25 protein-coding genes are annotated in these 26,049 nt (G+C 61.2%); 6 read left to right on the top strand and 19 right to left on the bottom strand.

Translation table 11 applies throughout. The features are described from left to right. Positions 1-17: 17 nt before the first annotated feature. Complete coding sequence (locus tag C0Z19_RS01210) at positions 18-860, bottom strand: GntR family transcriptional regulator (RefSeq protein ID WP_102607959.1); 843 nt, start codon at positions 858-860, stop codon at positions 18-20. A gap of 154 nt (positions 861-1,014) precedes the next feature. Between C0Z19_RS01210 and C0Z19_RS01215 the strand changes: the two genes are divergently transcribed. Next, complete coding sequence (locus C0Z19_RS01215) at positions 1,015-2,313, top strand: MFS transporter (protein ID WP_102607960.1); 1,299 nt, start codon at positions 1,015-1,017, stop codon at positions 2,311-2,313. A gap of 67 nt (positions 2,314-2,380) precedes the next feature. Here C0Z19_RS01215 and C0Z19_RS01220 read toward each other — a convergent pair whose 3' ends face one another. The 18 genes from C0Z19_RS01220 to C0Z19_RS01310 all read right to left on the bottom strand — a co-directional run bounded on the left by C0Z19_RS01220 (position 2,381) and on the right by C0Z19_RS01310 (position 19,045). Then, on the bottom strand, positions 2,381-3,916 hold the full coding sequence (locus tag C0Z19_RS01220; RefSeq protein ID WP_102607961.1) for an SH3 domain-containing C40 family peptidase: 1,536 nt from the start codon (positions 3,914-3,916) through the stop codon (positions 2,381-2,383). A gap of 69 nt (positions 3,917-3,985) precedes the next feature. Beyond that, positions 3,986-4,885 carry an ATP adenylyltransferase family protein gene (locus C0Z19_RS01225; protein WP_102607962.1) on the bottom strand — a complete coding sequence of 300 codons (900 nt, stop codon included), beginning with the start codon at positions 4,883-4,885 and terminating at the stop codon, positions 3,986-3,988. Between the two features lie 600 nt (positions 4,886-5,485). After that, complete coding sequence (locus C0Z19_RS01235) at positions 5,486-5,764, bottom strand: hypothetical protein (protein WP_102608157.1); 279 nt, start codon at positions 5,762-5,764, stop codon at positions 5,486-5,488. A gap of 98 nt (positions 5,765-5,862) precedes the next feature. Next, positions 5,863-6,831 (bottom strand): type II secretion system F family protein, encoded by a 969-nt coding sequence (locus tag C0Z19_RS01240; RefSeq protein ID WP_102607964.1) that lies wholly within the window; start codon positions 6,829-6,831, stop codon positions 5,863-5,865. 40 nt (positions 6,832-6,871) lie between these two features. Further along, positions 6,872-7,849 carry a type II secretion system F family protein gene (locus C0Z19_RS01245; RefSeq protein WP_102607965.1) on the bottom strand — a complete coding sequence of 326 codons (978 nt, stop codon included), beginning with the start codon at positions 7,847-7,849 and terminating at the stop codon, positions 6,872-6,874. Positions 7,850-7,906: 57 nt separating this feature from the next. Continuing rightward, complete coding sequence (locus C0Z19_RS01250; protein ID WP_102607966.1) at positions 7,907-9,274, bottom strand: TadA family conjugal transfer-associated ATPase; 1,368 nt, start codon at positions 9,272-9,274, stop codon at positions 7,907-7,909. A gap of 24 nt (positions 9,275-9,298) precedes the next feature. Continuing rightward, a complete protein-coding gene (locus tag C0Z19_RS01255; protein WP_102607967.1) occupies positions 9,299-10,510 on the bottom strand; it encodes a CpaE/TadZ family protein in 1,212 nt (403 codons plus the stop codon). A 25-nt stretch (positions 10,511-10,535) separates the two neighbouring features. Then, the gene (locus tag C0Z19_RS01260; RefSeq protein WP_102607968.1) at positions 10,536-11,000 is read right to left on the bottom strand and encodes a TadE/TadG family type IV pilus assembly protein; all 465 of its coding nucleotides are present in this window, start codon (positions 10,998-11,000) and stop codon (positions 10,536-10,538) included. Continuing rightward, positions 10,997-11,503, bottom strand: coding sequence for a TadE/TadG family type IV pilus assembly protein (locus C0Z19_RS01265; protein WP_102607969.1), 507 nt, complete (start codon positions 11,501-11,503; stop codon positions 10,997-10,999). The genes C0Z19_RS01260 and C0Z19_RS01265 overlap by 4 nt, the downstream gene beginning before the upstream one ends. 41 nt (positions 11,504-11,544) lie before the next feature. Further along, entirely contained in the window at positions 11,545-12,795 is a 1,251-nt protein-coding gene (locus C0Z19_RS01270; protein WP_102607970.1) for a pilus assembly protein TadG-related protein, read from the bottom strand. A gap of 27 nt (positions 12,796-12,822) precedes the next feature. After that, positions 12,823-13,158, bottom strand: coding sequence for a hypothetical protein (locus C0Z19_RS01275; RefSeq protein WP_102607971.1), 336 nt, complete (start codon positions 13,156-13,158; stop codon positions 12,823-12,825). 22 nt (positions 13,159-13,180) lie between these two features. After that, the gene (locus tag C0Z19_RS01280; RefSeq protein ID WP_102607972.1) at positions 13,181-15,121 is read right to left on the bottom strand and encodes a type II and III secretion system protein family protein; all 1,941 of its coding nucleotides are present in this window, start codon (positions 15,119-15,121) and stop codon (positions 13,181-13,183) included. A gap of 118 nt (positions 15,122-15,239) precedes the next feature. Continuing rightward, positions 15,240-16,082 carry a Flp pilus assembly protein CpaB gene (gene cpaB / locus C0Z19_RS01285; protein ID WP_102607973.1) on the bottom strand — a complete coding sequence of 281 codons (843 nt, stop codon included), beginning with the start codon at positions 16,080-16,082 and terminating at the stop codon, positions 15,240-15,242. Positions 16,083-16,118: 36 nt separating this feature from the next. Continuing rightward, entirely contained in the window at positions 16,119-17,519 is a 1,401-nt protein-coding gene (locus tag C0Z19_RS01290; protein WP_102607974.1) for a DUF8689 domain-containing protein, read from the bottom strand. Between the two features lie 91 nt (positions 17,520-17,610). Then, positions 17,611-18,150, bottom strand: a complete 540-nt coding sequence (locus C0Z19_RS01295; RefSeq protein ID WP_102607975.1) for an A24 family peptidase — start codon at positions 18,148-18,150, stop codon at positions 17,611-17,613. Positions 18,151-18,226: 76 nt separating this feature from the next. After that, positions 18,227-18,457, bottom strand: a complete 231-nt coding sequence (locus C0Z19_RS28560; protein ID WP_233195936.1) for a Flp family type IVb pilin — start codon at positions 18,455-18,457, stop codon at positions 18,227-18,229. A gap of 135 nt (positions 18,458-18,592) precedes the next feature. Then, positions 18,593-18,763: a Flp family type IVb pilin gene (locus C0Z19_RS01305; protein WP_102607976.1), complete on the bottom strand. Its 171-nt coding sequence runs from the start codon at positions 18,761-18,763 to the stop codon at positions 18,593-18,595. A 111-nt stretch (positions 18,764-18,874) separates the two neighbouring features. Continuing rightward, a complete protein-coding gene (locus tag C0Z19_RS01310) occupies positions 18,875-19,045 on the bottom strand; it encodes a Flp family type IVb pilin (protein ID WP_102607977.1) in 171 nt (56 codons plus the stop codon). A gap of 1,098 nt (positions 19,046-20,143) precedes the next feature. Here C0Z19_RS01310 and C0Z19_RS01315 point away from each other — a divergent pair. The 5 genes from C0Z19_RS01315 (at position 20,144) to C0Z19_RS29055 (ending at position 25,115) form a co-directional block, all read left to right on the top strand. Then, positions 20,144-21,475: a glycosyltransferase family 87 protein gene (locus C0Z19_RS01315; RefSeq protein WP_102607978.1), complete on the top strand. Its 1,332-nt coding sequence runs from the start codon at positions 20,144-20,146 to the stop codon at positions 21,473-21,475. Between the two features lies 1 nt (position 21,476). Continuing rightward, positions 21,477-22,535 (top strand): glycosyltransferase family 2 protein, encoded by a 1,059-nt coding sequence (locus C0Z19_RS01320; RefSeq protein ID WP_102607979.1) that lies wholly within the window; start codon positions 21,477-21,479, stop codon positions 22,533-22,535. A 17-nt stretch (positions 22,536-22,552) separates the two neighbouring features. Beyond that, complete coding sequence (locus C0Z19_RS01325) at positions 22,553-23,290, top strand: class I SAM-dependent methyltransferase (protein WP_102607980.1); 738 nt, start codon at positions 22,553-22,555, stop codon at positions 23,288-23,290. Then, a complete protein-coding gene (locus tag C0Z19_RS01330; protein WP_102607981.1) occupies positions 23,290-23,781 on the top strand; it encodes a GtrA family protein in 492 nt (163 codons plus the stop codon). Before C0Z19_RS01325 ends, C0Z19_RS01330 begins: the two co-directional genes overlap by 1 nt. 260 nt (positions 23,782-24,041) lie before the next feature. Next, the gene (locus C0Z19_RS29055) at positions 24,042-25,115 is read left to right on the top strand and encodes a glycosyltransferase family 87 protein (RefSeq protein ID WP_369122798.1); all 1,074 of its coding nucleotides are present in this window, start codon (positions 24,042-24,044) and stop codon (positions 25,113-25,115) included. The last annotated feature ends 934 nt before the right edge of the window (positions 25,116-26,049 follow it).

Here is a 26,049-nt window from a genome sequence, read left to right on the forward strand (position 1 = left end):
ACGATGGCTGATGACGGCTAACCCTTGGTGCGCCGAGGCTGCGAGCGCGGCTTTGCGTCGCGTATCGAACCGGTGCGCGTTTCGTCAGCACCTTCCTGTTCATTTCTACCGTTGCGCCTGGGCTTGCGCGTCGATCCTGTCGAACCGGGCGCTTGCTCGCGCAGCAAACGATAGAGCAAATCGCCGGTACCCAGCAAATGATCGGCGATCAGCTTTTGCGCGTTGGGAATGTCTTTCCTTCGGACGAGACGGATGAGTTGCCCGTGCTCGTGATCGGATACGCGCTTGTGCTCGGGTAGGCCGAACTTCACCCGCAGATAGCGTTCGCCGCGCCGATGCAGCGTGCCGATCATCTCAAACAACTGAGGCCGGCCGGCAGGTGCATAGAGGCTCATATGAAAGGCCTCATTCCGCGCGACATAGAGTGCGGGATCGCGCTCGCGCTCCGCCGCTTCATAGAGCGCCTGAGCTTCGCCCAAGGTTTCGCCGGTGTGATTGGGAATGGCGAGCGTGAGCGCCAGGCTCTCCAACGCCGCCCGGATTTCATAAATCTCTCGCGCTTCCTCAGCCGAAAGCGGGGCGACCGTTGCGCCTTTATGCATTTCGACCTTCGCCCAGCCCTCGCTTTCGAGCTGACGCAGCGCTTCACGCACAGGTATCGCACTGACCGAGAAATGGCGGGCGACAGCGTCCTGGCGCAACGGCGCGCCGGGCGGTAGGCGACCGTCGACGATGGCCGCACGCAATGCGTCGGCCACCATCCGCGATGCGCTTGTGCGCGGCGCGACGGCCACCGCGGCGAACGGCAGGCCTTCGTCGGCGGGGAGCTCTAAGGGAAAACGATTCGTTGCATCATCCATAGTGGTCGATATTATATACAAAATATTCGATCGGAAATCGGGCAAACCCTGGGATACAACGGGGCCATCGGTCGGATGGAGACAAGCGGCGCGGCAGGCTGCCCGCGCTTGCATGGTCGTTCTCGGTAGTCCAAACCGTTTCACGGAGGAGTCGATGAGTTCAATGACAGACAGCGCGCGTGCCGCGCGACGACGCACGCCGCTCAACCGCTCTCAGATAGCCGGATTCTGGGGAGCGTGGGCAGGTTGGACGCTCGACGGCATGGATTCATTCATCTATGCACTGGTGCTCACGCCGGCGTTGACCGAGTTGTTGCCGCGCTCGGGTTTCGAGGCGAGCCCGGCGAACGTCGGGCTTGCAGGTTCGATTTTGTTTGCGTTGTTTCTGGTGGGTTGGGGGCTTTCTTTTATCTGGGGGCCGCTTGCGGATCGCTTCGGCCGTACGAAGGTACTGGCCGGGACGATCTTTACGTTTGCGATCTTCACGGGGCTGTCGGCAACGTCGCATAGCGTTTACGAACTCGCGATCTATCGCTTCCTGGCGGGCGTGGGCATCGGTGGCGAATGGGCGCTCGCCGGAACTTATGTGGCGGAAGCATGGCCCGAAGATCGCCGAAAGATGGGTGCCGGCTATCTGCAGACCGGCTATTACGCAGGTTTCTTTCTGGCTGCCGCGCTCAATTACACGATTGGGGTGCATTTCGGTTGGCGGGCCATGTTCTTGACAGGAGCAGTGCCGGTTGTCATCGCGATTCTCGTTTTGCTGCGCGTGAAGGAGCCGGAAAAATGGAAGCGGGCGGAGGCGCGTGTGGTGCATACGAAGCCGCTCGCTGAGATTCTCGGCCCCGGCTATCGTCGCCGCACGTGGGTGGCGTGCGCGCTGCTGACGATCGCGATCGTCGGCTTGTGGGCGGGCGCAGTCTATGAGCCATCTGCCGTCATACAACTGGCGCTGAAGTCGGGTATGGATAAAGCCGGCGCAATCAAGACGGCGTCGCTTGCTACGGGCTTGCTGTCGATAGGAACGATTCTCGGGTGCCTCGCGTTGCCGCCGCTTGCCGAGCGGATCGGCCGCAAGAAAACGCTCGCCGTGTATTTTGCGGGCATGGCCGCGTCGATCATCGGCAGTTTCGGATGGGCTTTCTACTTGCCGAACGGGCTTGCGCCATTCATTGCCTGGCTCTTTGCGCTCGGCTTCTTCGGCGGCAATTTCGCGCTGTTCAGTTTGTGGTTGCCGGAGCAGTTCGAAACGCGCGTGCGCGCGACGGCGTTTGCGTTCTGTACGTCGTTCGGTCGCTTTATCGGTGCAGGAGTGAACTTCGTTCTGGGCGCTGCCGTGCTGCATACGCATACGCTTGGCGTGCCCGTTGCGCTTACGGCCGTTGCGTTCGTCATCGGGCTGTTCATCATTCCGTTCGCGCCGGAGACGAAGGGCGAGGTGCTGCCACAGTAGGTTGTGGTAGCCGGCAAAGGGCGCGCACGCCTAAGGTGGCGTACGCCATCGACAGAAATACCCGCTCTCAACTCGCTGGATTTTCTTCGCTTGCCGGCGGCGCCACGCCGCTCGGCATGCCCAGCACGGTGACCTGGAACGTTCGCGTCGCTGCCAAAGATTCGAGGTCTGGATCTTCAGGAATGGTAAGCAATAGCGGAAAGATCACGGACCCGCCGATCACGGCGCGACGGCTGTTATCGGCAGGACGCAGCCCCCAAATGTCCTGGTAGACAAGCGGGACAGTTCGCCCATCGCGCGTCGTATTGCCCAAATAGAGCATGACGTGCCCGCCGATATAAATCAGCGTCCGCATGGGCTTGCCGTTTCGTACCAGATAGTCGAGCCGCTGTTGGGGCGAGTCCTGCGAGAGATCGGTCATGTCGCCGGCTGTCATCTGCGATGACGAGTGCCGCGGCAACCAAACGCCGAACGCCGCAAACATGCTCTGCAGCTCCGACGAGCAGTCGTTGTAGAAGTTCATGTTGCCCCAGCCGTAGGGGCGCCCGATCAGCGATTTCATCAGAACAGCCAAATGACGGGGCGTCGCCGCGATTGGGGCAGGGGACAACGCTGTGTCGGAGAGCTGCGCCTCGCGCACGACGGCACGACCGTCGACCTCGCGCGCTGGCACCAGCACCGCGTACTGCTGCCGACTCGATGACCCTGTGCCCGCATGGGCCAACGGCAACAGCGTCCCCGCCGTCGCGTTGAAGCGAAACGTGGCGCTTTGGTCGCGCACGGCCGTGCTGGCTGCGATCACTACGCCCCAGGCATCGGGAGCACGATGCGACCAACTGGCAATGAACGCGTCATCGACAAAGCCGACGCCACTCGATTTCACCCATCCCTGAACGTCGGGCGTCTGCACGTAGTCCCATGCGCCGTCGACGGTGTGGCCGAGCACGTAAAGCGGCGCTCCAGGCCGTATTGACGAGATCTGCAGATTGTCGAAGGGATAGCCTTGGCCGGCCAGCCGGTAGGAATAAAACGACGGGTCCATCGTCGGCAGTTCGCGCACGAGCAGCGCATCGGTGGCGATGGCGCGCGCGTTCGGTTTATACCCCGGGGCCTGCGCGAACTGCTGCAGGTTCATGTTGCGCTCGATCTCGTCGAGCCACCGCGCGGTGTGCGGTCGAAAGTTCTGACCGTAGCCGATCCCCCGACCTACCTTTCCTGCGTTGTCATAGCTGCCGATACGGCGCAATTGAAGGTCGACGATATCGGAGCCGCCATCGCCGTACATCCGATGGGCGATGAAGGCAGGATTCCATGGAGACGGGTCGTGTTCCGCGGTACCGAAATATCGGGCAAGGTAAGCCGCCCAATGCGCTCGCTGTTCGGCAGCGGTCAAAAACGGCGTGTTATAGCCCGGGCTGGACGGATCGATCCAGTGATCGACATCCTGATCGTAGGCGGCCATCGGAAACAGGCCGATAGGATCGACGTAAGCATGCGGGGCTGCCGGTGGGTTGGCGGCACAGGCAGCAAGCGTCAAAACCAGCCCAGCGAGAGCGGCGAGAACGATACGCGAGGGGGCCTGTGAGGCGACGTTGGACGACATAAGAAAATGCCCGGGGCGAAGAAAGCGGAGGGCCACCATGATAAGCCCTCTCTGTGACAGGGCGGGCAGTCACGCGTTATCGCGTCGCGCGACGCCGACGCGACAAAGCGCAGTCATCGGGCCGATTTGACGCAGTTCATCGAACTGCTCGGCGTTCCGTACGAACAGCGAGCCCGCGAACCCCAGCGAATTGATTGGAATTCCCGCGGCGCATTCGGCAGAACGTGGAACGAGCAGCATCCAGCGTGGGGTCATCAGCAGGTTGTACGGGGTGCTTTGGTGTGGGCGACCGTCGACAACGATCGATCTCAACCCAGCCGCATCCAAAAGCAGCCGATAGCGATCGAGCGCTTGCGCGGCTGCTTGCGCGATCGAAGCCGGTTCGAGTCGCGCGAAAGCATGGCCGAAGGGGAGACCGGGCAAGGTACCGACCGGGCCGTCGAACGACGCCGCCTCGATGAGCGGTGCGATGGGCAGCGACTGCCCCGAATCTCCAAGCGGCAACGGCACGACCTGCATGTGCTTGTGCGGCTGGCTCGCGCCGGCTTCGCGGCCACCGTTGTAGAACCCCAGCGCGTCGAACTCGGTCAGGCAGGCGAACCATGCCGCGAAATCGTCGAGATCGAGCAACGCTTCCTGCGGCTCGAATGCGCGCGTCACGATCAGCAGGTGATGATCGATGACATTGAACTTGTTGAGTAGCGCGAAATGCGTGGCCGATACGTCGGCGACGAATAGATCGGGGTCGTGCGGAAGGAACGGATCGACGAAGCGCTGTGGCGCGGACGTTTCCTGGCGGCGTTTGCCGACCAAACTCGAGACCTGCCGCACGACGAAGCGTATGCCGCTATCGTCCAGCGTGGTTTGGACCGTCTCGATCGGGCGCAGCGCGCCGCATGCGAGCGCATGAGCGGTTCGCCCGATGATGGCGGGCCGGAGTGTGCCGGGTTGCAACGAACAAGCGGCCATTGTCGATATGGATGGCTGGAGCGATCAATGTCGACATTGTGGCGCAAATGTTGACGCTAACGATCAACATATCGAGGGGCGAAGTTTTCGGCGACGCCTGCTTTCCCGAACGGGACGAACGTCGATCGTATACGCACGAGGATGCGACGGGCGAAGAAACGATCGTTTGGTACGTGCAGACGACCGATAAACGGCCGAAAAGGATCGGCTGCCAAGTGCCGCATGACGATGGCATCGTTGCGGCTTCCGCGGCCGGCGGCGACGCGCCGTTCGTCGAGCTGACGCCGGAAGTTTGCCGACGCAGGATTTCGCGCGGTCGGTGGAATATCGATGCGAGCGGGAAAACGCGTTCCCGCATGCGGGCGAGGGCGTCGTCATTTGCGTGCGGGGCGAAGTCGGAGGCTGCGAGCGAGCGGATAGGCTGCCGTGGCAATCATGCGACGTCGATGCGATCGACGAGTTCGGCACGGCGCACGCGCTGCGGATTGCGTTCGATGGTGCGCCGCGTCGTGACGTGCACGTATTAACGCGGCGCTGAGTGAATCGGGATCGATCCGGGTCCGCCCGAGGCGGCGATGCGCGCTGTCCGCCGGGCCGGCGTTATTCGCCGAAGAGGCTCCGGACGTCTTTGACGTCATCCGTATCGGAGAGGTGGTATTCGGCCCGCACGGCTGTCAGCACATCGTCGACGAATCGCTCGTACCCCACCGCGTTGCCGAAGTGTTTCATCGTCCAGTTGCAGCCGGTTGTGTCGGGGGGCTGTTTTTGCGGACGCGGCACGCGAATCTTGACGCCGTCTTCGACGATTTCGTGGATGCGATGGATGCGGCGGCTCACTTCCTCTTGCAATTGCGAAGCGTTGCGCGTTTTGCGGGTCATGTCGGGCTCCTCGTCAAAGTTGCGCGACAGTTTACGATACGCGGCCCCGCTCGGGATGACGGACGCGGTGCTCACGCGCCGTGTCCGTCGGAACATGCTCAAATGCCGCCGCCGTTCATGATCGGCAAGAGAACCCGGTAGACCTGAATGACCGCCGGTCCCAACAACACGATGAACATCGCGGGAAAGATGCAGAAGCAGAGCGGGAGCAGCAATTTCAAAGCAATCTTCGCTGCCTGTTCCTCGGCGCGCATCCGGCGGCGCGTGCGCAACGTGTCTGAAAGCACGCGCAGCGAATCGCCGATACTCGTGCCAAAGCGTTCAGCCTGGATGAGCATCGTGCTGAACGATTCGATATCTTCCACGCCCGTGCGCAAAGAGAGATTACGCAGTGCCTGTTCTTTCGAAAAGCCAGAGCGCAATTCCAGCAGCATCAATTGGAGCTCACTTGCCACCACCGGGCTACGCAGCTTGATTTCCTCAGCCACTTTTACCATCGCGGCGTCCAGACCCAGGCCGGCCTCGACGCAAACGGTCAGCAGGTCAATCGCATCCGGAAAGTCCTCGAAGATCGTGCGCTTGCGCCCGGCCACGCGACGCCTGAGCACGCCGTTTGGCAGGTAGTAGCCGAATGCGCCCATCAACAGCAAGATTCCGCTCAGTTCGGTTGGGTTGGTCGAGACGGAACTGGTGGCAAGCCAGGGTAACGCGATGAGCGGCAGCGCGAGAGCCAGCGCGGTTTTGGCCGCGAAATAAACCGCGGCGGCGTGCGGAGATCGCCAGCCCGCATTCATGAGTTGCAGCCGCAATGCCGACTTCTCCCAGTTCTCTTTGGGAATCGACAGCTTCGCAATGGGCTGCGAAATATCCGCAATCCTTTCGAGCCATGCCGAGCCTATCGACTCGGGTTCGGACGGTGCTTTGACTTGTGGGCCCCCCACAGCCTGTTCGATGCGCCGTCGCATGTCGCGCGGTGCGAAGAAGATCATCGCGCCGAAGCATCCGGCGAACACGATGACGAAAAGGCCGGCCAGCAAAGCGATGTTGATCGTATTGGGCGATTCCATGACACCCCCTATAACAGCGTCGCGGCGAGTGCTCGCGCACTCACACGCGGATTTTGATAATGCTGCGCATCCACATCACGCCGGCCACCATGATGACCGCCATCCCCGCGAGCATCTTCTGGCCGAGCGGATCTTCCCACAGCACCGGAAGGAACTTCGGATTGAAGATCATGACGGCGCCGCCGGTCACGAACGGAAGCAGACAAAGCACCCACGCCGACAACTTTCCTTCCGCGGCCAGCACGCGCACCTTGTCGAAGAGCTTGAAGCGCTCGCGGATCAGAAAGCCAATACCGTCGAGCACCTCGGCCAGATTGCCTCCCGTTTCGCGCTGAATCAGCACGGCGATCACGAAGTACCGCAAATCGCGAATCGGTACGCGGTTCGCCAGATTCAGCAAAGCCTCGTTCATTGGCACGCCGTAGTTGATTTCATCGAAGGTGATCCGGAATTCACCGCCCATCGGTTCGGCGAATTCCGCGGCCACCATGCCGATGGCGCTGGCGAACGAGTGCCCCGCACGTAGGGCGCGGCTCAACGTATCGGCAACGTCGGGCAGTTGCTTTTCCAGCTTATGCAGCCGTTTGTTCCGCAGGCGCAGGATATTGAAGTAGGGAAGGGCGCCCACGAATAATGCGGCTATCGGATCGACCACCACGGGCACGGGCAAGAGGGCTGTTACCACGAGCGCACAAAACGCCAGGATCAGGCACGTGAGACCCAGCCGCGCGACGCTCGTACGCGTGCCCGATTGCTGCAGCAGAAGATCAAGCGATTTCGCGCGCGGTATCTGCAGCATCAGCTTTTCGAAGAAGCTACCATCCTTGAGCACATCGCTTTTCAGGATCGACAAGCGTTCCTTGCTCACGTGTCCGCCCGCCGACAATGCGCGGATGCGTGAGTCGATGCGCCGTGCCGCGGGACCATGGCGGCTGTTCCACCAGACGTAGATGGCTTCGAACGCTAGCACGACGGCTACGAACATCAAGACGATGAATGTGTAGAAGATCGAATCCATGCGGGCCTCCCCGGTTCCGGCAGCTTAGACAGCGTGCCCGGTTGTTTCGCTACTTGGCTACTTGGTGTCGAATCGCCGCGCGGGGTCGTAGAGCTGATCGGGAAGATTGATCCCGAACGCTTGCAGTCGCTCGACGAATTTAGGCCGCACCCCGGTCGCACAGAAATAGCCGCGCACGTTACCGTTTGGATCGACACCCGTTCGCTTGAAGGCAAAAATCTCCTGCATGTTGATGACTTCGCCCTCCATCCCGGTTAGCTCCTGGATGCTGACGATCTTGCGCCGGCCGTCGTTGAGCCGCGTAGCCTGGATGACGACGTGAATCGCCGATGCGATTTGCTGACGCATTGTTTTCGGCGGAAGCGACATCCCCGCCATGTTGATCATGTTCTCGAGGCGCGTAAGGGCATCGCGCGGGGTATTCGCATGGATCGTCGCAAGCGATCCCTCGTGGCCGGTGTTCATGGCGGCGAGCATGTCGAGGGCTTCGGCGCCGCGCACTTCGCCCAGAATGATTCGGTCAGGGCGCATCCGCAAGGCGTTGCGCACGAGTGTGCGTTGCGTGATCTCGCCACGCCCCTCGATATTCGGAGGGCGTGTCTCGAGCCTGGCCACATGGGGCTGGCGAAGCTGAAGTTCCGCCGCGTCCTCAATCGTGATGATGCGCTCGTCGGCCGGGATGAAGCCCGACAGGATGTTCAGGAGCGTCGTCTTGCCGCTGCCGGTGCCGCCCGAGATGAGAATGTTGACCTTGGCGCGCGCCAGAGCGTCGAGGAGTTCGGCCATGGGCGGGGTGAGGGTCTGCAACTCGATCAGATCCGACACCTGCAATGGATTGACGGCGAAGCGCCTGATCGACACGAGCGGCCCATCTACGGCGGACGGGGGGATGATTGCGTTGACGCGCGATCCGTCCGGCAGTCGCGCATCGACCATCGGGCTCGATTCGTCGATGCGCCGTCCGACGCGTGACACGATCTTCTCGATCACTTTCATCAGGTGCGCATCGTCGTAGAACGTGACATCGGTCAGTTCGAGGCGTCCTTTGCGTTCGACATACGTTTGTTGAAACGTGTTGACCAAGATGTCGGATATGCCCGGGTCGCGTAGCAGCACTTCCAGGGGACCGAAGCCGAACATTTCATCGTAGACGTCGACGACGAGTTGCTTGCGCTCCGGATCGTTGGCGGGCGCTCGTTCCTCGTCGAGGATGCGCATGATGAGCGCGGTGAGTTCCTGGCGAACGAGGTCCGGTGATAGACGCGCGAGGCGTTCGAGTTCGACGCGCTCGAGCACCAGTTGATGGACTTCGCGCTTGAGCTTCTGGTACGAACTGCGGGCCATGCCATTGTGCGAGCTTCCCACAGGGGTGCGTTCGCCGAGCGGCTGCACGGATTGGCTGGAAATCTGCTCACGTAGCAACATGGTGTTCTCCTCGTTCTGCGTTCATTACATGGAGGCCTTGAGCTTGGGGGCGGCAAGGCGGCTGAACAACCCGGACCGCCGTCCGGCGTTTTCCTTGTGCCCTTGCGAGAGCGCTTGCGTCCCACTGGCGATATCCGCCGCGAATTGCTGCAGGACGCGCGATACGCCGCTCTTGCGGCTGACCTCGAAAACGGGCAGGCCGTGGTTCACCGCCTCCGTGACGACTTCGTCGTCCTCGGGCAGCACGAGATGAGGCGACATGTCGAGCACTTCCTCGAGGGCCGCCTTTTCGCGCTCCGCGTGGCGCGTATATCGGTTGACCAACAATTTCAGGTGCGAGTAGGGATACCCGAGCGATGTCAGGATCTCCTGGAGACGCCGGCCCGCACGGGCATACAACATGCCGGGCTGCAACACGACGTGAATTTCATCGCTGCGATCGAGTGCGACGATCGAAAGCTGATTGATGGACTGCCCAAGATCGAAGATGACGAAATCGTATCGGGGAGCGGCGACCCCGAGCATCCATTCGAGTCTGTCGTTTTGGACTTCGGCCGCCTTGACCGGATCGCCTGCGCCCGCGAGCAGATCGAACGTGTCGCTAACGTGCATGAGGCTCGCATCCAGAAACGCCGAATCCATCCGTTCGATGTTTCCGCACACCTGCGGCAGCGTTGAAGGGGCGCTGTCGCTCGAGAGAAGAAACGATGCGTCGCCATACAGTTGATTGAGATCGACGAGAAGCACGCGCTTTTTCTGAAACCTGGACAGTGCATAGGCGACGTTGCAGGCAATGAACGTGGTCCCCACGCCGCCCTTGCATGACATGAAGGACAAGACGCGAGTCACATGCCCACCCTGCAGCATGCGGCTTTGCTCGACGCGGTGCAGCGCCTCGCACAGCGAATGCTTGTCCAGCGGCCAGGCGAGCACGTCGCGAACGCCCGCACGCATCGCTTCGATGAGCGTCTGCTGCGACGTATCCGGAGTCAGCAAGATGCAGGTCAGCCGCGTCATGCGCTGACATAGACTCGCGATGACGGGTAACTGCGCGTCTTGCAGCGTGACTGCATCGACGATCAGGACGTCGAATGATTCCAAGCTGTCGCCGCGCTCGGCGAGCTGCGCCGGGGTTCCAACGATGCGCGTCGTCCGGTAGCTGCCGCATTCGCCGATGTGGCGCACGATCTGGGCAAGGCGCGAGGCGTCGCTTGAGATGCTGAGGATATCGATCATGATGTTTCTGCCCGAGCTATCAAGATTATTGACATACGTTGCCGCCTGTCGACGTCGCGAGACTTTCGCGGGGCAGCGTGGTGGTGAGGGGCGGCATGGCGAGCGTGATCGGAAGGAACGGGATCATCATCTTCACGCTTACGTTGGTGACGCTGACCGTAACGAACGTGCAGGTGCTGCGCGCCGTGCTCGGGTCAGAGTCGCAGCCGGACGGGGTGTAGCTGAGATTCACGTTCGACGAGGCAAGCAAGGGCAGCAACCCGGTGATCCTGGACTTGATGATCGACGCATCGGCGTCGCACACAGCGGCGGTGCGTGCGCCGAGTCGCACGGCTTCGCTCGCGGTATTCCAGTAGAACAGCGCGCGACCGAATTCGAGAATACCGATCAACAACGTGCAAAACAGTGCGGCAACTATCGCAAACTCTACGAGGGCCGCGCCGCGCTGGTTGCGCCTCCCGGAGACGAAAGATTGCGGGTGCGGCTTCATGATGCCTGCCTCATCACGGTGGAGATGTTGCCGAAGATGAGCCCCTGCAGATTGAAAAACGTCTCGATCGGCGTGTACTGATATCCCTTGATTTTGACCTCGACGAGATTGACGCTGCCCGTCGGTGTCCCGCTGGCGGCGCCGTTGTTCGTGTCGTAAGTCGGAACGCCGGCGAATTGCGGCGGGTCGGTGGCATCCTGGCAACCGGTGGTATGCGAGGCGTCGCAGACGACGATCATGGAGGTCGTCAAGCCGTCGACGAGCGGCGTCGCCGAGCCGCTCGGACAGGGCGAGGTGCCATATACCGCGAGACACTGAGCATCGGCCACGGGATAGGCGGGATCGGTCGACAGGTACATCGACAGAAAGCGCGCGGCATCTCGTGTCGACTTGGTGAGCGCTTCATACTGGTAGAAGGCCCGGCCGAATTCGGCAACACCCATGGCGAGCAACAGGAGCGGGACCACGACGATGGCGAATTCCACCATCGCTGCGCCGCGCATGCGTTTGGGGGTAGGGCGGTGGTTTTTCATGATCGCCTCGTTTATTGCACCAACACGGGAACGAGCGGGCCGACCGAAGTCCCGTCGCCGGGAACACCCTGCGTGGCACACGGGACGCTTGCATCGGTGGACTTTCCTTCGTACTCCAGATGGACTGGCAAGGCGCCGCCGCCCTTGTCCATCGGATCCAGCATCAGTACGCAGTCCCACCAAGCGATGTTCGTCTTATGGCCACTCAGCAACTGGGTGCAGTCGACTTCGGGTGCGAGAGCAAGCCGTCGATCTGCGCCGGCCGAATACGTCGTCCCCGACGACGATCCGCTCGTGCTGATGCCAGCCGCCGCGTCGCCCTGATAGGCGGTGAACGTCGAGCGCTTGCTGACGAAATCGCTATAGGCGTTGCTTTGAGTGGGCCAACTCGTGGACGTATAGGCGAATCCGGTGAAATCGGGTGTGTCGGCAGCTTGCGAATAGGGATTCGCATAAATGCCGAACCGCGAGTTCCATGCGCCAGTGTCCGTGATCTTGTTTCCCGGCGAGCCAACGCTGGAGCCGACGGCCGGCAGCGCGCAGTAGTTGCCGGTCAGCTCGTTCCTGATGGACGTCGCATTGTTGCTCCCGTCGAGGGCGGCCCAGCCAAAATTGCCGGCGCCGTACGAGGGCGGTGAGCCGGTTTTGGACGCGATCCACTGGCCGCGTGTATAGCTCTGGCCCGCTATTGGCGGACTGACCTCAGTCCCGGCTTTGCAGACGAACACAGGAATGGCGCAGGTGGTTTGAGCAGGGCTGATCGTGGCGACAGCCATTGTCGATACCGAGGCATTGGCTACCGAGTTGCCCGGCAGTACATTCAGCACCTGCGCGAACCAGTTGGCAATGTTCGATAACGAGGTCGTGCACTTCACGTACTTCATGGCCGAAGGGTTGGCAACCGAGCCCTTCGGCAGGAACGGGTTGGCCAGCGAATCGCTGAACGTCACATTGCTGTCGGTCGCCAACTGCACCGGCGTGCTTTGGAAGAAGACGCGGTTCAGGTTGCCGGCCGTGATGCCGGCCGCCTCCGATACCGAGAGGTTGATCGTGGCACCGGTGAGGTCGCGAACCGCGGCCAGTGCGCACGCGTCCGCACTGTTTTGCAGCTCGCTCCTCACGATGTAGAGCTTGCCCAGATCGAGCGCAAGCCCGACGACGCCGATCAGCACCGCAAGAGACAGCGCGACGATGACCGCCACGGCGCCGCCTTGAGTGCGTCGAGTCCTTCTTGGTATCCCTGATTGCCATTGGCGACGCATGATGACTTCCCCTCTCGATAGGTTGGCTCACTGACCTCCGCTGGCGCCGCCACCGCCGCCGCCACCGTTGCCGCTTCCGACACCGATGACGAACGGCGTGAAGGTCGGCGGCGGCGAATCGAACGACTTCTGGTATTGGCCCATCGCAGAGTTCGCGGCCTTGCCATCGATCCCCGGTGTCGACGGGTTGCGTCCCGCCGCATCCGGGTCGATGACTTGCGCTTGCGTCACGGTCTTGACCGCCTCGCCGAAGTGCGCGTCCCAAATCGGCGTGCTCGTCATGCAGCCGCCCAGCGCGGCGCAGGCCGGGGCCGCGACAATAACGAGCGCTCGACGCGCGAAAAGATGGTGATTGAGTTTCATAAGATTCCCCTTGGCTCAAGCGTTACTGCTTGGCTGAATCGTTCGTTTCCTTCGTCATCGCGAGTTCGCCGCGCGCGGCCGTCGCTCCCTGGCTGGCGGCTTCGTTGGCGATGCCTGCCGCATCCTTGCCAGGAGACTGTGCCGCGGGCGCTGGTGTCGATGACGACGTCGGTGCCGGCTGCGGAGCCGGCGCGCCGGAGTCCGAGCGGGGCAGGACGGCAGCGGTGACGTCGGCGGTCGGCACGGGCTCCGATACGGCTGGTGCAGGAGACGGTGCGGACGATGTCGACTCCGTTTCGCCAGGCGCGATCGCGGCGGGCGGCTGCGTTGCCGAACTCGATGGCGGCACGCTCGGCGGCGTCGTGCTGCCCGTGGGCGCGGCGAGCGACTGCGTTGCCGGGCTTGCGGGCGTATTCGACGCACCTGGCGCGGCAGCGGGGGCCGTACGCGGCTTGGCGCCTCGGCCTTCCATGTTGCCGGTCGCGTAGATGTCCGCCTCGTTCGGTTGCGTGAAGCTGTCGGTCGGCAGCGCAACGTTCGGGTTCGCCAGCGGCTTGACAAGATGCGGCGTGATGATGAACACGAGTTCGGTCCGGTCCTGCTGGAAGTTCGTGCTGCGCAGCAACGCGCCGATCACTGGCACCTCGCCCAAACCGGGCAACGCCTTCAAGGCACCCGTGATGTTGTTGCCGATCAGGCCGCCGATCGCGAACGATTCGCCGTCGTTCATCTGTACCGTCGTTGCTGCCCGGCGCGTCGTGATGAGCGGGAGGATCGCCGTCGAACTCGTGCCGGCCGCGCTCACCGTAACGCCGGTCGGCGAGAGTTCCGACACTTCCGGCGACACCTTCAGATTGATGCGGCCGTTTGCCAGCACCGTCGGTGTGAATTTCAGGCCCACGCCGAATTCTTCCTCCTGCAGCGTGATCGTCGTTCCGCCGTTCGAATTGCTTTGCGGCACCGGAATGAATACGCGGCCGCCGGCAAGGAAGGAGGCCTCCTGGCCGCTCACCGTCACGAGGTTCGGCTCGGCGAGAATCTTGGTGAGTTGGTCGGTTTTTTGCGCGTCGATCGCAGCCTGGAACGGCAGCCGGTTCGCTTTGCTGGCCGCGATGGCTGTCTGTGCGCCGGTGAGCAAGCTGCTCACCAGGGCGCCAGTCCAACTGCCGAACCCGCCTTGAAGGTTGAGCGCCGAGCCTAGCTGATTGACGACTGTCTTGGCCACTTCGGCTACCTTCACCTCGAGCATGACTTGCTGCGGCGAATCGACCGTCATCATGTTGAGCACGCCTGTCGAACCACCCGAACTCGACACTTGCTGAGTTGAACTGGACCCACCGGCGCTCGACGAGCTCGACTGCGATTGCTGGGTGGGCTGCGACGCCGCATAGGCATTGGCGATTTGCATGGCCTGCTGCGCCGCGGGGGCGCTCGATACATCCCCCGACAGCACCAGATTGCCGGCCGCTGTCGTGACGCGGATGCCGCGTTCGGCCGGCAACAGTTGCCGGAGCGTATGTTGCAGCCCGTCAGCGTCGACGCCGACGATGACGTTCATCATCTGGCAGGTCCCGCTGCGCCCTTGAATGATCATGTTGGTCGTACCGACCGACATGCCGACGATATAGAGCGTGCGCGGCGACACGAGCGTCGCCTGCGCGACGACGGGATTGCCGATCGTGCGCGCGATCGTCGGTTCGTCGAGCGACACGAGTGTCGACTTGCCGACCGCCACCGCGACGTTCGATCCTTCGCGCACTTCGCCTCGGCAATTCGGACCGCGCAGCGGTTGCACGGCCGCGGGCTGCGCAGCCTTGGGATCCGCGCCAGCCTTGGCGGGCTCTTTGGCGCTAACGGGCTGCGCGCAAATCACCCCCGCCGAGACGAGCGCCGCGAATACCGCACGGCTGGTCTTGCAGCGCCGCGGGCCTCGGCCCGAAATCCACCCTGTTTTCGTATCCATTTGATGATATCCCCCGGTTACCGATATCTGCGATACCTGTACTTCGTTAATCGATGCTGTCGTGTTTTTGTGCTTTCACGCGCGCGTATGGGTCTTCATACGCGCACGACGTTCACCGCTAAAAGCATTCTTCGCTGCCTGTCACGCCCGATAGCACGCCGATGCAATCGCGCTTTTCGTGCGGCGCAGGGCGCGCTGCGACATAGCGAACGCGCGTCGTCTTGACCGGCGCCGCGGCCGGGACCGGCGCCGACGCAGCGGCGGCCAGCCCGAGCAGCGTTTGCTTGGTCGCGCCTTTCGTCGCGAGCTGGTCTTTGTCCACCTGGTTGCGCAATACAAGCGACAACGTGCCGACGCTACGCGCGAGGTCGAGCTTTTCCGCTTGATCGGGCGACACTTGGAGCGTGACCGCGTTGACGACCTTCGGTTGGGTGTCGTCGCGGCTCACCTGCTGCGCGACCGCCAAGACCAGGATCTTTTCGAGCACGATCTTCGAAATGCTTTGCTGATCGCCTTTGCCGGGTTCTTGCGTATTCACGATGACGTCGACATAGTTGCCCGGCAAAGCGAAGCCCGCCACGCCGACCACGTCGTTCACGCGAACCGTAATGGCGCGGTCGCCTTTGTCGATCACTGCGGACAGGCCGCCTTTCGTGCCGATCGGGGCGAGCTTTGATTCGAGCACCGGCTCGCCTCGAGCGAGACTCGTGCGGAGCACGCGTCCGTCGAGCGTTTTGACATCCGTGAAGGAACCGGGCGGCACGCTGCCCGTCGGCCAGTTGACGATGCGGATCATGTTGACGTTGAGCGGCTGACCGAGATTGATGTCATCCCTCGCAACGGCGACAGGGGTGAGCGCACTCGATGAGGTGTGGATCAACCATCGGGACGCGAAAACGACCGCCGCAAGGCCGGCGATCATGGCCATCCCCAGCATGATGAGAGCGCGACTGTTTTTCATGACAAGACTCCTCGTGGATCAAGAAACGAGCGCGATTCAGCGCGTCGCCATTCGTTTATCGGGCTGCTTCATGGCGGGCGGATGCGGCCCGGTGCGACATCCGACTTCGCCGAAATAGCTCTGCCACGCTTCGAGGAGCCCTTCGTCGGTGACTTCGCGCGCGGCGCCGCGATATTCGGCGGAAGCCGCCAGCAGGTAGAGCAAGTCGCGCGGATAGCACGCAAGAAATGGCTTGTTTGTCGCCATATGCAGGTCGTGCAACAAATATTCGAACGCTGACTGCGGCAGCTTGAATCCGATCGATGCGCAGCACGCATCGAAAACGGCGCGGTAGTCGTCGAGCGAAAGCGGGCCGATTTGCAATTTCGAGCCGAGGCGCCGCAGGAATGCCTCGTCTCCGATCTGAGCCGGATCGAGGTTGCTCGAAAACACGGGCCATACGTCGAACGGCGCCGTAAAACGGGTGCCGGACTTCAGCGTGAAGAGGTCGATGCCGCGATCGAGCGGCATGATCCAGCGGTTGAGCAGTTCGTGAGCCGCCACGCGCTGGCGGCCGAGGTCGTCGACGATATAAAGGCCCATGTTCGCCTTCAGATGCGGCGGCGCCTGGTAAAAGCCCGCACTCGCGTCGTAGCGAAGATCGAGGCTCTCGAGCGTCAGCTCGCCCCCGGAGATGATGACCGGCCTGCGACATACGCGCCATCGCTTGTCGCCCACCGCTGTCTGCGCCGCAGCGGGCGCGTCGCGATGGACGAGCGGGTCGTACAGCTGCACGATCTCGCCGCCGATATAAAGGGCGTAGGGGATGGGCACGTCGCCGTGCAGCAGCTTGCCGAGCCGTTCGGCGATGAACGTTTTGCCGCTGCCGGCCGGGCCGTACATCAATAATGGCCGCCCCGCATTCAACGACGCCGCGGCGCTATCTAGCAAGGTGCGATTGACGCGCACTTCGCCAAATGCCACGTTCACGTCGGCATGCGTGATGCGCTGCTTGCGCACCGAATGCTCGCGGACGACTTCGGCGTACTGCTCGAACGCGATGGGTGCAGGGCCGCAATAGCTGCAGCGCGCCAACTCGTCGGCGGCAAGCAGACGGCCCGCATCGGTCAAACGCAGCGTCACGTCGATATCGGTCGCACCGCGGTGCGTGATCTCCGCAAGATGTTCGCGTACGAGAAACGACAGCACATCTTCGAGCACGGCGATCGGCAGGCGATGGCGCTCGGATAAATCGGAGAAGGTGGACTTGCCGTTCAGCAGCGTGGATTTCAGCACGAGACGGCCGACGAACGTGGGCGGTAAGCCGGTGTCTTCCAACGTGCGCGGTGCGCGCAGTACGATAGGCGTTGCCTCCGCATTGCGCGCGCGCAATACCGGCGGCTCAGGCAGGCGCGTGATTTGCGCCGAGCTGCCCTGTTCGATGTCGTGTCCGTCCATGTCCAACCCCCGATAGTTTTTAACTGGCCTGAAACCGTGAGAAACGTTGCTCGCCCGGTTCCTTCTCCGAAACGTCCATTTCTTTCGATCGCTACACCACCGACATGAAGAGCGTGACCAGCGTGCCGGCGGCGATGGCTACGCCGTAGGGCAGGGTCCCGACTGATTTGATGCCTGACGTATCGTTCGGCCCGTCTTGTTGTAGACGCCAGCCTCCGTGCGTGATCGACCAGAGGTTCAAGAGAAACTGCTGCATGCGACCTCGAAACAGCGTCCAGACGATCGACCAAACGCCACCAATGACGAAGGCCGTCAGTGCAACGTAGAGGATCATGGCTGGGCCGATCCATGCGCCGATCATCGCAAGCAACTTGACGTCACCGGCCCCGGTTGCGCGCAGCAGATACAGAGGAATAAGCAGCGCGAAGCCGGTGAACGTGCCCGCGAGCGCATCGCCGACACCCGACACGGGCCCGTGCAGGCACGCCTGAACCACGAATGCGGCAAGCAGGCCCATCGCAATCACGAGGTTCGGGATGCGACGGCACACGATGTCGGTGCTCGCGGTGACTACGACCAGTCCCACGACGAGAAGCGGGATCGGCTGGGGTGGAAGCGGTACGGTGAACATCGAGAGCCTCGGTCCGGTTGGTTGGCTTGCAGTGGGTCGCCGCGATCGCTCGCTTCAGCCCCATTGAAGCCCTTGGTCAAAAATCATTGGCGACGGTGTTGTAGACGGTGTTCAGCTTCGAACCGATCGTCGAAACGGTCGCAACGCAGACGATCGCGATCAGCATGACCATGAACGCGTACTCGACCATCGTTGCGCCGCCGTCCTCGTGGAGAAATGCCTTTGCCACGAGGGCGCCGCGCGAGTGCCGTAGTGAGTTCACCTGATCCCGCGCGACGGGGCGTCCAAAGAAGACATTTGCATTCACGATTCACTCCTTCGGCAAATTGCCAGTGAGTTCACAATTGTTTGGTGCAAGAGAACGAACGCACTTGGTGCTTGTTCGTTCTTCTTGCTAAAGACCATTCGCCATCACCTTAAAGCATGTATGCATTGCTACCGATCAAAGATCGTTCGCGATTGTTTGGAACATGCCGTTCGCGCCGGTACCGATCGCTGTTACGGCCACGATACAAACCACCGCAATCAGCGCGAGCATCAGTGCGTACTCGACCATCGTGGCGCCGTCGTCGTCGCGGAGGAAGTGCTGTGCCTGGGTGAGAAAGCGTTGCATTTGTACTCTCCTTCGAAAAGATCTGTAGGGTCTCGGTTTGATGATAAAGAACCGCTACGTTCCAGAACACGGCGAACGAAGCGGCTAAACGGCTTCGTCCGCCCAAGCTCGTCAAAGATCGTTCGCGATTTTGTTGAACATGCCATTCGCGCCGGTGCCGATCGCCGTAACGGCCACGATACAGACGACGGCAATGAGGGCGAGCATGAGCGCGTACTCGACCATCGTGGCGCCGTCTTCGTCGCGAAGGAAACGCTTTGCTTGGTTGATGATGGTTTGCATTTTCTGACTCTCCATGAGATACAGAGTGACAAGGCCCTCGCCGGGATTGGCTTCGGGAAGGTACTGCTATAGGTGCTGCGGAAAAAACCTGGGCAATTTGCCTGTCGACGGATGCGTGCGTATAGCGAGATCGCAAGGGGTGCGTGAACAGGTAGAGGGGCCAACATCGCGCACACGGGTTCGTGTCGCTCGATGCTGATCAAGGTGTGCTGGAGCTGCAGGCCCGGCGCAATGGCGGGCTACCGCGAGGGCATTGCGGACAATGCGCTTGATGCGTGCGACTCCTCTCGCCGTTGCAACAGGAGATACACCGCGTCGATTCGTGGTCCTCATGCTGATCCCCCCCGGGTGTTCAGCGCTTTTCTCCGGCATCTGATCCAGACCGATGCCAACTGGTCAGTCGGCGATTCCCCGAGGTCCCTGCCTCGCTCCCGCCATCCAGATGGGTGGCGGGAGCGGGAAGGTTCCTCCCCGCGGGTAACGCCCATTTGTGGCTCTTCGGCTCGGTCTTTGTCGAGTGGTTCGAATCACTGGGTCGTCACGCCGTCGACTGCGCGGCTACCATCGCAAGGTCTGGACCAACACCGCCAATCCCTTTATTTTCAAGGCTTCAGGAAAAGCCTACGGCCGTGGCTCGCACGATTTGTGGATCAACCGTCTCAGGCCTGCGACAACTTCGAGGCAATTGGAGGCTAGGGCGCGTTGAACTGCGCGGCGCGTGGATGACTAATTGTTCTCGGGCTGGCTCGATTGACTGGGGCCAAGATGTATCGACTCGAACTCCCACAATCCTTCGAGCAGATTGCAGGCTGCCCGGAAGCGACATTGACGGAAATGTATCGATGTTGAAACGTGCCCCCCGCGTGCCGTCGATTACCGCTCGAGTCGGCATGCGTGCGCTACCGCACGTAGCTGGAGCACGCGTCGTATTCCCAAGGGGAAAACTCTCTTGAAAGCCCGATTGATTTCTGCCAACAATGAGCCAGGTGATTCGTGCTTCGGTATTGCGGGCTAAATCACGCCATATACGAGAAAGAAGAAAAATCATTACGGACCGGCTCATCGCATTTCGGGTGATGGCCATATAAGGCGAATGATATGTACGGTTTGTGTCGGGGGGCGCGCGGCGCTGGCAACTGCGTGCACGGCTGGTTGACGCAGAGTCGGTTGCTGCTCTACAGCTGCACCATGATCGTGATCTACGCGATCGTGCTGGGCGCCTGGGCGTGGTCTACACACGGCTTCGACAGATCGGATGTCGGCCGTCCCGGCGTCGACTTCGCGGTCTTCTGGGTGGCTTCGCACATGATGCTCCACGGTTCGCCGTGGCAAGTGTATGACCACCTCGCTTTGGCGAAGGCGGAAGCGATGTTCCTACCTGCCGTCCAATCGAGCCACTTTCTGCCTTGGCTGTATCCGCCGGCGTTCCTTTTTGTCGTCGCGCCGCTTGCATTGCTTCCACTAGCCGTCTCCTACGTCTTGTTCATCGGTGTCAGTGCGCTATGGTTCACCGGTGCGACGTTGCGCATCTCAGGGCTTGCCCGGACGATCGGAAGACCGCGCCTGGCAGCGCTGTTCGTGGCGGGTTCGCCAAGCGTGTTCGTGGCCGCTCTCGCGGGGCAGAATTCGTTGCTCACGGCGGCGTTCGCCGCGCTCGCCGTGCACTGGGTCGATCGCAAACCTGTGCTGGCCGGCTTTTGCATAGGCTTGCTCGCGATCAAGCCGCAGATGGCGATCGTCTTTCCTTTTGTTCTGGTCGCTGCAGGGGCTTGGCGAACTTTCGTGGCCGCTGCGGTGAGTGCATTGTCGATTACCGCGCTCGGCGTGCTTGCCGGCGGCGTGGAGACGGTGCGTCTGTTCCTTCTCAACGCCGATATTCAGCGCAGCGTCGTCATCCAGCATTATTTCCATTTTTGGCTTGCGTCACCCACGACGTTCGCTGCGCTGCGCATCAACGGCGCCGGCCTCGCGCTCTCGCAGTTTGGGCAGGCATGGGTGGCGATCGCCGCGATAGCGGCGGCGTGTCATGTCTGGCGTAGAACAAAAGATACGCGACTGCGTGGTTCGGTTCTGCTCATTTCGACGTTGATCGCCAATCCTTACGTATGGCACTACGAGCTTACCTGGCTCGGTATCGCGCTGGCATGCCTGGTATCGCTGGGGTTCGAGAAGGGGTGGCTGGGGGGCGAGCAATCGATTCTTGGGCTCGCGTGGTTGTTGCCACTCTATGAGTACTTCAATCCGTATTTGAATCTGCCGCAAATTGGCCCGGTCATCTTGCTGTCCGCGTTGCTGCTCATCCCGCGGCGGATGCGCGCAACGGCCGAGGGGGCATTTTCACGGGCCGAAAACGTGGCCGCTGCGCAGGGGGCGGCTCGCGATTACCCATATGGTTTCAATGCGGCACAGAGTCGGAATAACGGGGGCTGACATGGACACACCTATCGGCAAACCACTGATTTCGTTGGTGGTGCCGTTTTACAACGAAGTCGAGGCGGTTGACGGGTTCTTTGCCCACATCGTGCCGTTTCTGGAGGCGATCGAATCGATCCGGTTCGAGATCGTCTGCATCAATGACGGCAGCGTAGATGGCACACTCGACAAGCTCGTGCATGTTGCGACGAACGACAAGCGCGTGCGTGTGCTCGATTTCACGCGAAATTTCGGCAAGGAGGCTGCGCTGACGGCCGGTATCGAGGAAGCTTCGGGTGACGCAGTGATTCCCATCGACGCCGACCTGCAGGACCCGCCCAGCCTGATTCCGGTCATGATCGAGCATTGGCTGCAAGGGGCGGAGGTCGTCGCCGCGAAAAGAAGTGATCGGGCTTGCGATACGTTTCTGAAACGCACGACAGCGGCGCTTTACTATCGCGTCCATAACGCGCTTTCCGAAGTCAAGCTGCCCGAAAACGTCGGGGATTTTCGCCTGATGGACCGGTCAGTCGTCAACGCCTTGCGAAGTCTGCCGGAACGGCACCGCTTTATGAAGGGGCTTTTCGCATGGGTCGGATTTCGGACGGTCATAGTCGAATATCAGCGCGAGCCGCGCACAGTGGGGAAGTCGAAGTTCTCCGGGTGGCGGCTCTGGAATTTTGCCCTCGAAGGGATCACAAGCTTCAGCACGATACCGCTGCGCAGTTGGACGTATATCGGGCTCGCGATGGCGGCGCTCGCCTTTTGCTACGGTGGGACGATCGTCGGGCGCACAATCCTGTTCGGGAACCCCGTGCCTGGATACGCTTCGCTGCTTTCGATCATGCTTTTCCTGGGCGGGATCGAACTGGTCGGCATCGGCGTGGTCGGCGAGTATGTCGGACGCATCTATCACGAGACTAAAGAACGCCCGATTTACATCGTGCGGCGGCGCTATCAAGCGAACGACAACGTGCGCGCGTTGCCCGTTCGGCGCGGCGAAGCCGGCGCGCGCAACGTAACGGCGCTGCACGTCCCGCGCAGGCGCGCGATGGCGGATGCGCGGATGGGTCGTTGACCTGCCAGGAGATTGTCATGTCACCGGAAGCCTATTTGGAGATGGCGGAGACCGAGCTGGAGCACTGGTGGTTCCGTGGCCGGCGAGATGTCCTTTGTTCAATACTTCGCCAGCTCGCATTGGCGCCGCAAACCCGTGTGCTCGAAGTGGGCTCCGGCACGGGCGGAAATCTGGATCTCCTGGCTGAATTCGGCAGTGTGAGCGGATTGGAGATGGATGCGAATGCGCTTGCAATGAGCGTTGAGCGGACCCGTGGTTGCTTCGACATACGTCGCGGACGCTGTCCTGACGACATTCCGTTCCATGACGGGGCCTTCGATCTGATTTGCTTCTTGGACTGTCTGGAACACATTTCGGACGACGTCGGCACGCTGAAGCGCATGCATGCGCTGCTAGCACCGGGCGGATCGATTGTACTGACGGTACCGGCTTATCAATGGTTGTGGAGTGGACACGACGAGTTTCTTCATCATCGTCGCCGCTACGATCGTGCGTCATTGACGAGGTGTGCGCAGGCAGCGGGTTATCGCATTGAGCGCATCACCTATTTCAACACGCTGCTCTTTCCGCTTGCGGTGGCGGTCCGATTGTGCGATCGGCTGCGTCGGCGCGGAAGATCGAGCGGAGATGCGGTGCCGGCCGAGCCGTTGAATGCCGCGCTATACGGCATTTTCAAGAGTGAATCGTCATGGCTCGCGCATCATGGGCTCCCCTTTGGCGTCTCGCTACTTGCCGTATTGAAGGCTGACTCGTGATGACCGGCCCGAAATGCTCGTCGGAACGGGCTTCGAATATTGCGTTTGTCCCCAAACTTACTCGTAAGGCCAAGGCGCCAATGAGACCGTTCGCTCATTCGTCTGTGCGGTACTTGCTGGTCGGGTTTTCAAATACGGCAGTCGGCTTCGCAGTAATCTGGGTCGCACTGCGCTGCTTTGGCCTCGGCAATGTCGCTGCCAATGCCGCCGGCTACTCGGTTGCGTTTCTATGGAGCTTTGCACTCAACCGGAAGTGGACGTTTTATCACGAAGGCGCTGTGGGGGCCGCCTTGCTGCGTTACCTCCTTGCAACGCTCGTGGCCTACGGGATGAACCTGCTGGTGGTGATACTGGTAGAGCGGTGGTTGAGTCAAGGCAGCTTGTTCGTTCAGATTGATGGGATGCTGACCTACACTTTGGTTGCCTACATTGGGGCACGATATTTCGTATTCCCGAGCAACCGCGTGCTGTCTTGGCGGCCGAAGATCTGAAGCTCCAGGCAAAGACCAACTGCGCCCTGTGAAGGAGCAACATGAGACAACGCTATGGGTCGCGGCTATTTTGGGTTGCGTTATGCTCAAGCGTCGTTCTCGCAATTGAGCTCAGCTTCACGGCAAGTCTGGCGTGGAGCACATTCACACGATCCGGGCCGCCGCAAGCGGGATTCGGGGTCGACTTTTCCGTGTACTGGAGTGCGGCAGTGGTGGCGCTCACGCACGGCCCGGCAGCCGTTTTCAATCAGGATCTTATGATGACCGTTGAGCGAACGGTCCGATCGGGCGAACTTTTCGCGGGCAGCAGTGGACCGTGGCTATATCCACCTACATTTCTCATTTTTCTCTTGCCGCTGGGGATTTTGCCTTTGAACGTCGCGCTGACCGCGTTCAGCTTCGTTGGGACCACTGCCTATCTTTGCTCGACGTGGGGGATAGTGCGCCGTGCTGGACCTCTGGCGCTCATTCCGGTGGCGGCATTTCCCGGTTTTTGGCTTGCGCTCTGTTATGGGCAGAACTCCCTTCTCACGGCGGCCGCGGCCGCGGCCGCTCTCGCATTGATGCCTACGCGGCCGATATTGACCGGCATTTTTGTCGGGCTTCTTAGCATGAAGCCTCAGCTAGGACTGGTATTTCCACTGGCACTGATCTGCTCGCGGCAGTGGTGCAGCTTCGCATCGGCAGCAGTATGCTCGGTACTGTTATGGGGCGTTAGTGCGGTTGTGCTTGGCGGTGATATGGTGCCAGCCTGGCTACATACCGCCTCGTGGTTTAGACACACCTGGATCGAGCATAACCCCGAGATATGGCGCGGTATGCCGACGATTTATGCAACTGCGCGAAGAGCGGGTGCGTCTGCGCAATTGGCATATTTGCTACAGGTAGCGGTCGCGGTACCGGCTTGCGCAGTGACGGCATGGCTATGGAGGGGGCCTGCAAGATACGAGCTGAAAGCCGCGGCATTGTGTTGCTGCACGCTACTCGTTCAGCCATATCTGCTTTATTACGATCTCGCTTGGCTCGTGATCCCCATTGCTTTCGTAGGCGTGGATCTGTGTCGGCACTCCGCGCGCAGCTTCGAATGGCTCTTGCTCGTCGTTGCGTGGGCTATGCCCTTGCAGTCCGTTGCCGCCAGGGTGATTCCAGGGGTGGGGCATTGGACTCCAGCGGTTCTGGTGTTGCTCCTTACCCTGATTGTCTGCCGGCATAAGCAGCAAACCGTGCAGCCGGACGAGGACGGCATATCCGATGTATGCGATCGCACCGCGCATACCCGCTACACACCTGCACGTCCGGTTTTGCCCAGCGGGGACGCTCGGCGATCTGGTTGAAACCAGCGGCGTCTACCCCGCACCTATATTTCAACGCCCCTCGGCGCTTCGCTGCCGTCGCTTCATGCGAGCGGCAGCGAAGCCGAAGGAGCCCCCGCAAGTCATGCCTTGCGCCATTTCGTGTCGGCCCTCGCGTGGGTGGTTCTCATGGCTGTCGTACGCTACCCGCGGGCAAGTGTTCAAGCAAGGGCTATGCCAACCGTTACGGAACGCTTTTGTATCAAAGGGCGAACGTCGCGTCAGGGCGTGCGCCCAACTGTCCGGCGTCCGTGTTGTCGCAGCTTTGCTACAAACCGAGCCGCTGCGGGGCTGGCCGCAAAACCCGCTTATCCGTGAGCGGCGGCGGATTCGCCCCGGCGCCAAGGCAATAACCGCTGTGTCGCCGATGTTGCGAAATCGAATAGGAAGCGGAGTACCGCCATGTCGCATGGTTGAGACAGCGTGCGCCGGCGCACGCTGCGAGCCCGGAGCGGCGGACTTTCTGTCAACGCCGATTTAAATCTGACCACACTTTGTGGCGAATGGGTCATTTTTACATCGGCGCTAACAACTTTCCGCGGAAGCGAGCGTCGGCCCACACAAAACGGTAAGAACTACTGCGACTCCGTGTTCTGCCCGATGGCGTTTTTTCCTATAGTATTTCGTAAGGTTGGGCGCTATGTTGCAATGCATGAATGAAGAGACCGGGCTGCAGTCACATCCGGCCGCGTCAAAAAGATTCCGAGGTGGGGGGCGTATTTCGGTATGACGATTCGGTCCTTTGGGCACTCGAACGTCAAACCGTGTTTCGCACCGATTGCATCAAGCCGGCAATACCGCAAAGACGGTGTGCCGATGCGATCTTCGACCGTGAACGCCAACGCGCTGCAGCGTCGGCGCACTGATCGAGATCAAAAATGGCTGCGATTTGGCGAGTTAATCTGCCCTCGGGCGA

The organism is Trinickia soli, from assembly GCF_002879855.1.
GTDB lineage: Bacteria > Pseudomonadota > Gammaproteobacteria > Burkholderiales > Burkholderiaceae > Trinickia > Trinickia soli.

Coding starts and splice junctions, on each gene's coding strand:
- C0Z19_RS01280 (WP_102607972.1), bottom strand. CDS start 15,121: ATGGATACGAAAACAGGGTGGATTTCGGGCCGAGGCCCGCGGCGCTGC.
- C0Z19_RS01245 (WP_102607965.1), bottom strand. CDS start 7,849: ATGGATTCGATCTTCTACACATTCATCGTCTTGATGTTCGTAGCCGTC.
- C0Z19_RS01220 (WP_102607961.1), bottom strand. CDS start 3,916: ATGTCGTCCAACGTCGCCTCACAGGCCCCCTCGCGTATCGTTCTCGCC.
- C0Z19_RS01290 (WP_102607974.1), bottom strand. CDS start 17,519: ATGGACGGACACGACATCGAACAGGGCAGCTCGGCGCAAATCACGCGC.
- C0Z19_RS01325 (WP_102607980.1), top strand. CDS start 22,553: ATGTCACCGGAAGCCTATTTGGAGATGGCGGAGACCGAGCTGGAGCAC.
- cpaB (WP_102607973.1), bottom strand. CDS start 16,082: ATGAAAAACAGTCGCGCTCTCATCATGCTGGGGATGGCCATGATCGCC.
- C0Z19_RS01310 (WP_102607977.1), bottom strand. CDS start 19,045: ATGCAAACCATCATCAACCAAGCAAAGCGTTTCCTTCGCGACGAAGAC.
- C0Z19_RS01305 (WP_102607976.1), bottom strand. CDS start 18,763: ATGCAACGCTTTCTCACCCAGGCACAGCACTTCCTCCGCGACGACGAC.
- C0Z19_RS01235 (WP_102608157.1), bottom strand. CDS start 5,764: ATGACCCGCAAAACGCGCAACGCTTCGCAATTGCAAGAGGAAGTGAGC.
- C0Z19_RS01270 (WP_102607970.1), bottom strand. CDS start 12,795: ATGCGTCGCCAATGGCAATCAGGGATACCAAGAAGGACTCGACGCACT.
- C0Z19_RS01330 (WP_102607981.1), top strand. CDS start 23,290: ATGACCGGCCCGAAATGCTCGTCGGAACGGGCTTCGAATATTGCGTTT.
- C0Z19_RS01295 (WP_102607975.1), bottom strand. CDS start 18,150: ATGTTCACCGTACCGCTTCCACCCCAGCCGATCCCGCTTCTCGTCGTG.
- C0Z19_RS01240 (WP_102607964.1), bottom strand. CDS start 6,831: ATGGAATCGCCCAATACGATCAACATCGCTTTGCTGGCCGGCCTTTTC.
- C0Z19_RS01215 (WP_102607960.1), top strand. CDS start 1,015: ATGAGTTCAATGACAGACAGCGCGCGTGCCGCGCGACGACGCACGCCG.
- C0Z19_RS01225 (WP_102607962.1), bottom strand. CDS start 4,885: ATGGCCGCTTGTTCGTTGCAACCCGGCACACTCCGGCCCGCCATCATC.
- C0Z19_RS01315 (WP_102607978.1), top strand. CDS start 20,144: ATGTACGGTTTGTGTCGGGGGGCGCGCGGCGCTGGCAACTGCGTGCAC.
- C0Z19_RS01250 (WP_102607966.1), bottom strand. CDS start 9,274: ATGTTGCTACGTGAGCAGATTTCCAGCCAATCCGTGCAGCCGCTCGGC.
- C0Z19_RS01275 (WP_102607971.1), bottom strand. CDS start 13,158: ATGAAACTCAATCACCATCTTTTCGCGCGTCGAGCGCTCGTTATTGTC.
- C0Z19_RS01265 (WP_102607969.1), bottom strand. CDS start 11,503: ATGCGCGGCGCAGCGATGGTGGAATTCGCCATCGTCGTGGTCCCGCTC.
- C0Z19_RS01255 (WP_102607967.1), bottom strand. CDS start 10,510: ATGATCGATATCCTCAGCATCTCAAGCGACGCCTCGCGCCTTGCCCAG.
- C0Z19_RS01260 (WP_102607968.1), bottom strand. CDS start 11,000: ATGAAGCCGCACCCGCAATCTTTCGTCTCCGGGAGGCGCAACCAGCGC.
- C0Z19_RS01320 (WP_102607979.1), top strand. CDS start 21,477: ATGGACACACCTATCGGCAAACCACTGATTTCGTTGGTGGTGCCGTTT.
- C0Z19_RS29055 (WP_369122798.1), top strand. CDS start 24,042: ATGACCGTTGAGCGAACGGTCCGATCGGGCGAACTTTTCGCGGGCAGC.
- C0Z19_RS01210 (WP_102607959.1), bottom strand. CDS start 860: ATGGATGATGCAACGAATCGTTTTCCCTTAGAGCTCCCCGCCGACGAA.